This window comes from Glycomyces artemisiae (genome assembly GCF_003002955.1).
Classification (GTDB): Bacteria; Actinomycetota; Actinomycetes; order Mycobacteriales; family Micromonosporaceae; genus Glycomyces; species Glycomyces artemisiae.
This window is the reverse complement of sequence record NZ_PVTJ01000008.1, coordinates 70,309-81,414: the sequence shown is the minus strand read 5'-3', so window position 1 is coordinate 81,414 and position 11,106 is coordinate 70,309. Positions and strand designations below refer to the sequence as shown.

Annotated in this window: 10 protein-coding genes; 6 read left to right on the top strand and 4 right to left on the bottom strand. The window is 69.7% G+C overall.

From position 1 onward, the window contains the following. Positions 1-45: 45 nt before the first annotated feature. Positions 46-531 carry a hypothetical protein gene (locus tag B0I28_RS19680; protein WP_106365560.1) on the top strand — a complete coding sequence of 162 codons (486 nt, stop codon included), beginning with the start codon at positions 46-48 and terminating at the stop codon, positions 529-531. Here B0I28_RS19680 and B0I28_RS19675 read toward each other — a convergent pair. Then, positions 513-929, bottom strand: a complete 417-nt coding sequence (locus B0I28_RS19675) for a MerR family transcriptional regulator (protein WP_106365559.1) — start codon at positions 927-929, stop codon at positions 513-515. The two genes, B0I28_RS19680 and B0I28_RS19675, sit on opposite strands and share 19 nt — an antisense overlap. Positions 930-1,088: 159 nt before the next feature. On the opposite strand from B0I28_RS19675, the gene B0I28_RS19670 reads away from it, so the two are divergent. From B0I28_RS19670 to B0I28_RS19660, 3 genes are all read left to right on the top strand, one after another. Continuing rightward, positions 1,089-2,309 (top strand): MFS transporter, encoded by a 1,221-nt coding sequence (locus tag B0I28_RS19670; RefSeq protein WP_219926871.1) that lies wholly within the window; start codon positions 1,089-1,091, stop codon positions 2,307-2,309. A 240-nt stretch (positions 2,310-2,549) separates the two neighbouring features. Continuing rightward, positions 2,550-3,899, top strand: coding sequence for an FAD-dependent monooxygenase (locus B0I28_RS26940; protein WP_146148171.1), 1,350 nt, complete (start codon positions 2,550-2,552; stop codon positions 3,897-3,899). Next, complete coding sequence (locus B0I28_RS19660; protein WP_106365556.1) at positions 3,890-6,181, top strand: 5'-methylthioadenosine/S-adenosylhomocysteine nucleosidase family protein; 2,292 nt, start codon at positions 3,890-3,892, stop codon at positions 6,179-6,181. Before B0I28_RS26940 ends, B0I28_RS19660 begins: the two co-directional genes overlap by 10 nt. On the opposite strand, the gene B0I28_RS19655 is transcribed toward B0I28_RS19660, so the two are convergent. Beyond that, positions 6,178-6,804, bottom strand: a complete 627-nt coding sequence (locus B0I28_RS19655; protein ID WP_219926870.1) for an HAD family hydrolase — start codon at positions 6,802-6,804, stop codon at positions 6,178-6,180. The genes B0I28_RS19660 and B0I28_RS19655 overlap by 4 nt on opposite strands. Positions 6,805-7,010: 206 nt before the next feature. Here B0I28_RS19655 and B0I28_RS19650 point away from each other — a divergent pair, with 206 nt between their 5' ends. Further along, positions 7,011-7,394, top strand: a complete 384-nt coding sequence (locus B0I28_RS19650) for a VOC family protein (RefSeq protein ID WP_106365554.1) — start codon at positions 7,011-7,013, stop codon at positions 7,392-7,394. 189 nt (positions 7,395-7,583) lie between these two features. Then, positions 7,584-9,803, top strand: coding sequence for a catalase/peroxidase HPI (gene katG, locus B0I28_RS19645; RefSeq protein WP_106365553.1), 2,220 nt, complete (start codon positions 7,584-7,586; stop codon positions 9,801-9,803). A gap of 57 nt (positions 9,804-9,860) precedes the next feature. On the opposite strand, the gene B0I28_RS19640 is transcribed toward katG, so the two are convergent. Together B0I28_RS19640 and B0I28_RS19635 are read right to left on the bottom strand one after the other, a co-directional pair. Beyond that, positions 9,861-10,514 carry a maleylpyruvate isomerase family mycothiol-dependent enzyme gene (locus B0I28_RS19640; protein WP_106365552.1) on the bottom strand — a complete coding sequence of 218 codons (654 nt, stop codon included), beginning with the start codon at positions 10,512-10,514 and terminating at the stop codon, positions 9,861-9,863. Between the two features lie 61 nt (positions 10,515-10,575). Next, positions 10,576-11,094 (bottom strand): GNAT family N-acetyltransferase, encoded by a 519-nt coding sequence (locus B0I28_RS19635; RefSeq protein ID WP_106365551.1) that lies wholly within the window; start codon positions 11,092-11,094, stop codon positions 10,576-10,578. Between the last annotated feature and the right edge of the window lie 12 nt (positions 11,095-11,106).

Below are 11,106 nucleotides of genomic sequence, written 5' to 3'. Positions count from 1 at the left end.
CCGCCGCGCCCCGACTACAGTGGCGGCGAACGGGAGGAGCGTGCCGTGCGCGAGCTGCGCGAACAGTCGGGGATCGTCGTCGGGCACCTGGTCGACACCAGCTTCTTCACCGTGATCGTCTACTCGCGCGAGACGAAGCGCTTCGCGACCACCCCGGTCCCCTACCGGCGGCCCGCCGCGGGCGAGGAGGTCGGCGAGGTCCGCTGCGGGACCTGCGGGGCGGAACTGCTGCTGCGCGTCCGCAGTGTTGCGGAGACGAAGCGGATCCGCAAGCGGCACTTGACGGTGGCGCTGGCGGGGCTCGCGCTGTCGGCCGCGGCGGCGGTGTTCGGGTCGCTGGTGTACCTGCCGCTGGCCGAGCCGCTGGGGAAGATCGTGCTCCTCGCGTTCCTGGCAGGGCTGCCCGTCGTGGGGATCGCCGGGTGGCTGTGGTGGAAGGAGGACGGCGTGCGCCTGCACTCGGCGGGCGTGTCGACCGACCGGACGCACTGGCGCCTCGACGGGGCGCTCCCCTACCGGGCCGCTCCCTGACCGGGGTCCCACAGGCCCCGCGCGGTGCCCTCCTCGACGTGCCGCTCGTAGACGACGACCTTGCGGTGCACCACGTCGAGGCAGGCCTCCAGCTCGGCGATCTTCGCCCGCACGTCGGCCTCGTGCTGCTTGAGGAGCTTCAGCCGCTCCGCCTCGTTGCCGGGCCCGGCGCCGACGAGCGCCGCGAACTCGCGGATGCCCGCGATCGGCATCCCCGAGTCCCGCAGCCGGTTCAAGAGCACCAGCCACTCGACGTCGGCGGCGTCGAAGACCCGGCGGCCGCCGCCGGAGCGCGGGATGTCGCGCAGGAACAGGCCCTCGCGCTCGAAGTACCGGAGCGCGTGCACGCTCAGACCGGTCGCCTTCGCGACCTCGCCGATCGAGAGCCCCTCGTCCATGCGGGCCATCCTAGCGTGACCTCGGCATTCGCCGTACTTTAGCGATCCACCGGCGTTCACCTGTCGAAATGGTTTGTCGAACCGGCCGATCGGATGCAAGCTGGTCCGGTGCCCGGTCCGCCGCGGGCACCCCTGTGCCCACGATCCGATTGGACCGCCGTGACCGAGACCCCCCTGCGCGAGCGCTTCGGGCGCACCGACCCGGTGCTGGCCCACTGGCGCAACGCCGTGTTCACGATCTTCGCCCTCTCGGGCTTCGTGTTCGCGAACTGGGCGGCCCGGGTGCCGAACATCCGCGACATCCTCGGCGCCTCCACGCAGGAGATGGGCTTCCTCATCCTCGGCATGGCGGGCGGCGCGATCCTCGGGCTCGTCGCCTCCAGCCACGTCATCACCCACGTCGGCGTCAACCGGGCGATCCGCTGGTTCCTCGCGGCCGCCGCGGTCGGCCTCATCGCCGCCGGACTCATCGCCGGATTCGTCCCCGGCTTCTGGCTCCTGTTCGCGGCCCTGATGGTCGCGGGCGCGGGCAACTCGGTCCTCGACGTGGCGATGAACGTCGCCGGGGCCGCCAACGAGCGGCGCATCGGCAAGACCCTGATGCCGATGTTCCACGCCGGGTTCAGCGTCGGCACCATGCTCGGCGCCGGGTGCGGCGCGCTCACCGAGCAGCTCGGCGTCCCCGTCGCCGCCCACCTCGGCGTCGTCGGCGCGCTCGTCATCGCCGTCGACCTGTGGGTGGTGCGCTACCTCCAGCCCGCCGAGGAGCCGCACGAGACCGAAGGGGAGCCCGCGGGCTGGCGGACCCGCCTGTCCGCGTGGACCGACCCGCGGATCATCCTCATCGGCCTCATCATCCTCGGCATGGCCTTCACCGAGGGCACCGCGAACGACTGGCTCGGACTCGCGATGGTCGACGGCTACGGCCTGACCAACCCCGGCGGCGCCGCGGTCTTCGCCGTCTTCGTCACCGCCATGACGGCCGGGCGCCTCTTCGGCGGCGCCGCCCTCGACCGCTTCGGCCGCGTCCCGGTCCTGGCCGGGTCCGCCCTCCTCGCGTTCGCCGGGCTCCTCCTCGTCATCATCGGCCCCACCGCCCCGATCGCCATCGCCGGAGCGGTCCTGTGGGGCGTCGGCGCCTCCCTCGGCTTCCCCGTGGGCATGTCGGCAGCCGCCGACGACCCCCGCCGCGCCACCGCCAACGTCGCCGCCGTCGCCACCATCGGCTACATGGCCTTCCTCGTCGGCCCGCCCCTCATCGGCCTCCTCGGCGACGAAGTGGGCCTGCGCAACGCCTTCCTCGTCGTCCTCGTCCTCGTCGCAGTGGCCCTCATCTGCTCCCCCGCAGCCCGCAAACCCAAGCACCTCACCGAGAACTGACCGAGATCTGACAATGCATTGAACAGGCGGACGAATCGAATCGTCCGCATCTGCCGCCCCACTCTGCTCACGCATGTGAGAAAGAGTCCGATCCGCGTGCGTTTATGATTCCGGAACGAGTTCCTTTCCGCGGGACTGGAAGCTCGGGTCCACACGTTCCGCCGAAACGTGGGAATATCGATTTGTCCCTTCGGCGTGTTCTATGCGAATACGCAAGCACGAACACAAGGAACACCAGTCATGAAGCGCCCCGATGCTCCGTTCATTCCTCCCCGCCAACGCCGGTCGCCGGAGTCGATGCCGATCACGTGCGACGTGGTGGTGATCGGCGCCGGGCCGGCCGGACTCGCCGCCGCCGCTGCTCTGGGGCCCACCGGATCCCGCACAGTGGTCCTCGATCAGGGAAGGCCGCTGCATGAACGTGATCCGGCGGAGCCGGACGACCTGACCTCGGGAGCGGGCGGCGCCGGGCTCTATTCGGACGGGAAATTCTCGTTCTTTCCCTCTGCCACGGCGCTGTGGAACCTCGGCCCCGAATCCGCGCTCCGCACCGCTTATCTCGCATTCGCCGAGACGCTGGCGTCGCTCGGCATCGGGACGCCCGGATTCCCGACGATGACGGACAGGAATCGCCACCGAACCGTCGCGCGGAGTGAATTCAAGAAGGCGTATCCGTCATTCTATGTCTCACCGGAACACCGGGCATCACTGGTCGAATCGCTGCAATCGCGCAGCGGAGCGGAATTCCGGTTCGGCACGAAGGCGAATCGGATCTCGGTGCTGCCCGACGATGCCGTCGAGGTCGCGGCGAGGGACCGCAGCGGGGCCGAAACGGTGCTGCGCGCGAAGTTCGCGGTCCTCGCGACGGGCCGGTTCGGGTCGCTGTCCTGCGCGTTCGACGCCCCCGGGCACCGGCCGGTGTTCAGGCGCGTCGAGCTGGGATTCCGCATCGAGCAGCCCGCCGACCGGTTCTTCCTCCGCCACGAGAACGGACTCGACCCCAAGCACATCATCCACGGCGCCCCCGGATACAGCTGGCGCACCTTCTGCTGCTGCCGCGACGGCGCGGTGGTGACCACGAGGTTCGACCGCATCACCTCCGTGTCCGGCCGCGCCGACTGCCCGCCGACAGGAAGCTCCAGCGTGGGGTTCAACCTCAGGATCCACGACCGCGCCAAGGCGGAAGCGGCGCTGGAGCTCGTCCGCGGCAGGGCCCGGAACCCGGACGCGGTCCGTTCGAGCCCCGTCGAGGAGTTCACCGCGAACCGGGGACCGCTCGCCGAGTTCTACGGCGGCGACCTGAACGGCCTCCTCACCGAGGGCCTCGGCCGCCTGAGCGACGCGGTCCGGCCGCACTCGCTGGAGGGCGCGACGCTCACCGGACCCACGGTGGAAGGCGTCGGGTTCTACCCGTTAGTGAACGAGCGGCTCAACGTCCCGTCGTTCCCGGTCTGGGTCGCAGGCGACCATTCCGGGATCTTCAGAGGGATCACCGCGGCCCTGGTGAGCGGCGCGTTCGTCGGCTCCCAGATAGCGGAGGCCCTGCCGTCCCAACGCCGATCGATCCGAGGACAACGAACATGGACCTAGTCTCGCAGCTTCCCGTCGTCTACACGGCGCACTCGAAGCTGAGCTTCTACTGCCGCGACGTCATCTGCGAATTCGTCCTGCGCAGCGGCGCCGTTCCGCTCAACCCGTTCCGCATGTTCGAGTACTTCCTGAACGACCGCGTCGAACGCGACCTCGTCAGGCGCGGCAACAACAACATCGTGCGGATCGCCGACGAGACCTGGGTGTTCGGCGATATCTCGGACGGCGTCCTCTTCGAGATCGAGTACGCCCTCCGGCTGGAGAAGCCCGTCAGGTACTTCAGCCTGGGCACCGAACTGCGGGACATCAAGGAGATCGACGTGGACGAAGCCGCATTCGAGGCGGGCGCCCTGGAGGGCGGCCGCCGGTCCGAGGACGAGCTGCGGCGGATGATGCGGTCGGCATCGCATCCGCAGACCTGCCTCGCCGAATTACCCCCGAGCAGAGCGGAGGAGCGTTCCATGATCGGCCGGATGGTGGAGCGACCGGTGTACCTGAACTTCCTGGACCGCGAACTCGGCGAGGCCGTGCGGTTCCGGCTCAGCCACCCGGTCATGGAGCACGCTCTGAAATGCCTGCTGCTCGGCACCGCGTCCCCGCTCTACTGCGGCATCTCGCTGGTCTGGGAGAACACCGGCCTCGCCGAGTCCTCCAGGCGGATCCTCGCGTCCGCCGCCCAGGCCGGGGCCCTGCACCCGGTGAGCTACAAGGCGAGCGTCGAGGAGTTCTACGAGTCCCGCAGGCTCCTCTACGCCCACGACGAGGACCGCTACCCCATGTACTTCCGGGGGAACCTCCAGGCGCTGGACGCGATCCGGCCCGCCGTCATCAAGGAGGACGGCACGACGGAGAAGATCTCCGAGCAGATGCTGCTCTGGTCGATGAACAGGGGGCAGGCCGCCGACGAGGCGGAGCGGATCGCGAAGGAGTCGTCGCTCCAGTCGCTGCTCACCCGCGAGGAGGAGGCGATCACCATCGCCTACTTCAACCGGCACCTCCGGCGCATCTCGGCGCCGCCCACCGCGGCGGCGGTGGTCCGGAGGCAGATCTCCACGGCGTACTCGACGCACTACCTCGACTTCTACAACGGGGTCGTCCCCACCGGGCTCCGCGGCCTGGAGGTCTTCGACATGATGCTCTCCGAGGACTTCCCCTTATACGACGTCCAGCTCCTCGAACTGCTCCTCGTCAAGTTCGGGCTCGGCGCCCTCGTCAGCGCTCCTTGGGAGGCCGCCGAGGACGACTGGGACGCCTTCCTGGCGATGCGCGGCAGCGAATCGCACCTGCGGCTCTGCGGCCTCATCCGCCTCATCCTGCGGACCCTCGCCACGACCGCGCAGGGCTTCGGCGGCTCGCAGTTCAGCCTGCGGTCGTACGTCCAGTCGGTGGTCCGGAGGATCGACGTCGAACCGGACCCCCGGCCCGAGCGCCCCGACCTCCGGATCGCCTCCGCGGAGATCGCGGCCGAGGCGATGGCGCAGACGATCGAGCACAACCCCTACTACGGAGCGATCATGGCGCAGCACCGACGCGAGCTGATGGACGAGCGGGCCGACATCCTCCTGGTCACCGCGACCCGGACCGAGACGCGGGCCGTCCTGGACGCCTTCGGCATCCGCTCGGGCGACCGGCTGCGGCGCCGCTTCATCGGCGACAACACCTATCTCGACCTCAACATCCTCTCCGGCGCCCACGTCTACCTGGTCGAGACCGAGATGGGCAGCGGCGGCGCCTCCGGGTCGGCCCTCACGATCGCGGAGGGCATCCAGGCGCTGCGCCCCAAGTCCCTGGTCATGGTCGGCATCGCGTTCGGGCTCGATCCGGCCCGCCAGCGCATCGGCGACGTGCTCGTGTCGAAGCAGGTCCTGTCGTACGAGCTCCAGCGGCGCTCGGGTTCGCAGGACCGCCGGACGGTGCTGCGGGGCGACCGGATCAGCGCCTCGCCGCGGCTGCTCGGCAGGTGCCGGTCCGCGGCCGTGGACTGGGACCAGGGGTCGGTCGACTTCGGGCTGGTCATGTCCGGGGACAAGCTCGTGGACGACGTCGACTTCCGGGACGAGCTCGCAGCGCTGACCGACGGCCAGGCGATCGGCGGCGAGATGGAGGGGGCCGGGCTGTGCGCCGCCGCGTACCGGGGCAAGACCGACTGGATCCTCATCAAGGCGGTCTGCGACTGGGCGGACGGGAGGAAGGGGTACCGCAAGGAGAGCCGGCAGAAGGAGGCCGCTCGCAAGGCGGCCTCGTTCGCGCATCACATGATCGAGGCCGGCGGCATGGTCTAGACCCGCGAATCCTGGACGGCGGCCGCGGAGACGACCATCTGGTACGCCTCCCAGAGGTCGCCGCCCTCGTAGCGGTGGGAGGCGAACTCCTGGATGTGGAGGTCGCCGTTGACGGAGACGGAGGTCCGCGCCTCTCTGAACATGGCGATGTCGGACCGGGAGTCCCCATAGGCCACGACCTGTTCGAATTCGATGGCGTGGTCCATGCAGAATTCACGGGCGAGTCGGGGTTTGTCCTCCGGCGAGAGGATGGATTCGATGTCGAGGAGTTCCCGGTGGTCCCGCGGGAAGTCGGAGGCGCAGATCGCATCGAACCCGTATTCCTCGAATAGTTCTGCGAAGAACCGCGGCGCCATGGTGATGAGCATGGCCTTGTGGTTGCGCCGGTGGATGTCCTGGACGGTCTCTTTGATGCGCTTGAGCTTCGGGGCGGCTTCGAACGCTTCGCGAATGGTGCTGTACTCAAGGACCTTCCACAAGCCTCTGAGTCGCAAGGCGTATTCCTGTGTGGACATGTCACTGGTGGCGAACTCGTGGTCGAGCATGCGGACTTCGTGATGGATGTCGAGGCGCCTGCCGATTTCGGCATTGGCAGTAGTGGATCGCAGCAGTGTCCCGTCCATGTCAAACACGTGAAGCATTCTTCTACCCCATAGCCGAAGTCATTCGGGCCAGTCTAACTCGACACGGGGAGAATGGGATCCGACACGCATGACACGGTAGTGGAGTCCGCTGTTGAGCCGGGTGATCCGGACGGGACCGAGCGGATCAGGGAGCCAGAGGCGCACAGCGCCTTCCGTGCGCCCGGAAGGCGTGGCACTATCGCCTGATGCTGAAACTCACCGACTTCATCATCGACTGTCCGGACCCGATGGCGCTCGCGGCGTTCTATGCGGGGGTGACGGGCAGGGAGGTGGCGGCTTCGAGCCATGAGCGCTGGGCGAGTCTCGTGTTCGGCGAGATCGAGCTGGCGTTCTACAAGGTGGACGACTACACGGCGCCGAGCTGGCCCGGGGACGAGCACCCGAAGCAGTTCCACCTGGACTTCGAGGTGGACGAGTTCGCGCCCGAGCGGGCGCGCATCGAGGCGCTCGGGGCGGTGCACCTGAAGGACTTCATCAACGACGAGGGCTACGGCTGGCAGGTGTACACCGACCCGGTCGGCCACCCGTTCTGCCTGTGCCGCAACCCCGGGTACGACTGGTCCGAGTGACAGGGCAGGCGATTCGCTCCTGATCGTCCCGCTCGTCCCTAGAATGGGCCCGGTGCACGGGTCGGGACGGGTGGGACGAGGCACACCGACCCCCATTTAGACTCTGTCTAAACTAGGAGTAGGTTTAGGGCCTGTGGGGGCCGCCCTGGCAGGGGTACGGGGCTCCCCGGCGATACAGGAGGGAAAGCCATGTCTGACGACCACGAAGCCATCATTCACGACCCGGAGGCCGGAGCCGAGTCGAAGTGCCCGGTCGCGCACGGCCGCGCGCCCGTCCCGGCGCAGGGCGGCGGCAACCGCGGCTGGTGGCCCGACCGGCTCAACCTGCGGCTCCTGGCGAAGAACCCGGCCGAGACGAACCCGCTCGGCGAGGACTTCGACTACGGGAAGGCGTTCCTGACCCTGGACCTCCCCGCGGTCAAGCGCGACATCGAGCAGGTCCTGACGACCTCCCAGGACTGGTGGCCCGCCGACTTCGGCCACTACGGCCCGCTCATCATCCGCATGGCCTGGCACTCCGCGGGCACCTACCGCATCCACGACGGCCGCGGCGGCGCCGGCGCGGGCCAGCAGCGCTTCGCTCCCCTGAACTCCTGGCCCGACAACGGCAACCTCGACAAGGCCCGCCGCCTGCTGTGGCCGGTCAAGCAGAAGTACGGCCAGAGCCTGTCCTGGGCCGACCTGATGATCCTCGCCGGGAACGTGGCGCTGGAGTCCATGGGCTTCCGGACGTTCGGGTTCGCGGGCGGCCGCGCCGACGTGTGGGAGCCGGACGAGGACGTCTACTGGGGCCCCGAGACCACCTGGCTGGGCGACGCCCGCTACTCCGGCGACCGCGAGCTGGAGAACCCGCTCGCCGCCGTGCAGATGGGCCTGATCTACGTGAACCCGGAGGGCCCCAACGGGAACCCGGACCCGATCGCCGCGGCCCGCGACATCCGCGAGACCTTCGCGCGCATGGCGATGAACGACGAGGAGACCGTGGCGCTCATCGCGGGCGGCCACACCTTCGGCAAGACCCACGGCGCCGGCCCGGCCGAGAACGTCGGCCCCGAGCCCGAGGGCGCCCCGATCGAGGAGCTGGGCCTGGGCTGGAAGAACGCCTACGGCACCGGCAAGGGCGGCGACGCCATCACCTCGGGCCTCGAAGGCATCTGGACCGACACGCCGACCCAGTGGGACAACAGCTTCTTCCAGATCCTGTTCGGCTACGAGTGGGAGCTGTTCCAGTCCCCCGCGGGCGCGCACCAGTGGCGGCCGAAGGACGGCGCGGGCGCCGGGACCGTCCCCGACGCGCACGACCCGTCGAAGACCCACCAGCCGACCATGCTCACCACCGACCTGTCGCTGCGCTTCGACCCGGTCTACGAGCCGATCTCGCGCCGCTTCGCCGAGAACCCGCAGGAGTTCGCCGACGCGTTCGCCCGCGCCTGGTTCAAGCTGACGCACCGCGACATGGGCCCGAAGGTCCGCTACCTGGGCCCCGAGGTCCCCGAAGAGGACCTCATCTGGCAGGACCCGCTCCCGCAGGCCGAGGGCGAGCCGCTCACTGACGCCGACGTTGCCGACCTCGAAGCCAGGATCCTCGATTCGGGGCTCACGGTGCAGCAGCTCGTGTCGACCGCGTGGGCCTCCGCGTCCACCTTCCGCGGCAGCGACAAGCGCGGCGGCGCCAACGGCGCCCGCATCCGCCTCCAGCCGCAGCGCGGCTGGACCGTGAACGAGCCCGACAAGCTCGGAGTCGTCCTCGACAGGCTCGAAGCGGTCAAGGACGCGTTCAACGCGGGCGGCAAGCACGTCTCGCTGGCCGACGTGATCGTCCTCGGCGGCACCGCCGCGGTCAAGAAGGCCGCGAAGGACGCCGGGTTCGACGTCGAGGCGCCGTTCGCGCCCGGCCGCGTCGACGCGACCGAGGAGCAGACCGACGCCGACTCGTTCGCGCCGCTGGAGCCCACGGCCGACGGCTTCCGCAACTACCTCGGGAAAGGCCACCGCATCCCCGCGGAGTTCCTCCTGGTGGACAAGGCGAACCTGCTCACGCTGACCGCCCCGGAGATGACCGTCCTCGTCGGCGGCCTGCGCGTCCTCGGCGCGAACTTCGAGGACGCCAAGCACGGCGTGTTCACCGACCGCCCGGGCCAGCTGACCAACGACTTCTTCCGGAACCTCCTGGCGCCGGGCGTCACGTGGAAGGTCGGCGACGACTCGGCCACGTACGAGGCCCACGACGACGCCACCGGCGAGGTCAAGTGGACCGGTACCCGCGTGGACCTGCTGTTCGGCTCCAACTCCGAGCTGCGGGCCCTCGCCGAGGTCTACGGCAGCGACGACGCCGCCGAGAAGTTCGCGAAGGACTTCGCGGCCGCGTGGGTGAAGGTCATGAACCTCGACCGGTTCGACCTGCGCTAAGACGCAAGCGACGCGAAAGCCGCCGGGCCCTGGGGGCCCGGCGGCTTTCGCGTCGCCTCACATGGATTCGCAGCGCTCCCGGAGGATCGGGACGCCGTCGCCTTCGAGTTCGTCGCAGTAGGCGTTGCGGCCGGTCATCGCCATGATGAGGGCGATGGTGCGGCCCTGCACGAGCGGGCCCGCTCCGGCCGCGAACGGCCCGTCGGCCGCTTCGAGGCGCAGGCCCTTGGCGCGCTTGCCCGCGACGACCACGAAGTTCGAGCGCCGGTAGTACTCGGCCAGCGCGGTGACCGTGGCGACGGCGTAGTCGTGCCGGATGCCGAGGGGGCGCCGGATGTCCTCGCCGTGGACGACGGTCTCGCCGAGCAGCGCTTTCAACGGGATCGCCTTGGTCGTGCTGCCGTCGACGCGGTCGAACCCCTCCAGGGTCTCCTCCCAGGTCGCCCCGAGGTGCCGGCGCAGTTGCAGGTGGACCTGCGCGTCGAAGTCGAAGCGGCATTCGATGACGCCGCGCATCCACTGCCGCAGGTTGAGGCTCGCGCCGGCGGTGAGGTGGGCGAGCACCTCGCGCACCGTGAGGCCCTCGCACAGCGAGGGCGTCTCCCACGCCTCGGGGGCGATGCGGGCGAGGTCCGCGGCCAGGGCCATGCGTTCGAAGAAGATCATGTTCCAGATCCTCGTGCGCGGCAGCCGGTCGTATCGTTCGGTCATCTCCGGGGCTCCGTTCTCTCCGTCCGGTGGTGACTCGTCGGCGCTCCGGGATTCATCGGTCTCAGCCGAATTCGGCGAACGGCGGCGCGTACGCGAACGTGCCTTTCAGGCTGTCGTCCCAGGCGGTGAGGGTGCGGATCTGGAAGTAGTAGCCCCATTCGGGGTGCTCGGGCTCGATGCCGTGGTCGGCGGCGGGGACGAAGCCGAAGCGGCCGTACAAGCCGGGGTCGCCGAGGAGGATGACGGCGGGCTCGTCGCGGGCGTCGGCGGCGGCGAGCGCGGCGTGCATGAGCGCGGAGCCGATGCCCTGGCCGTGGCGGTCGGGGTGGACGCCGATGGGGCCGAGGCCGAGGACGCGGGTTCCGGCGACGGTCCCGTAGCTGGAGACGACGTGGCCGACGACCGCGCCGTCGATCTCGGCGACGAGGGAGTGGGGCGGGGCCCACGCTTCGGTGCCGCGGAGGGCGTCGACGAGGTCGGCCTCGTGGCCGGAGGCGTGGGCGGCGCCCTTGAAGGCGGCATCCTGGACGGCGTGGACGGCGGCGTGGTCGCGGTCGGTCTCGCGTCGGATGAGTGTCACCGCACGAGTATG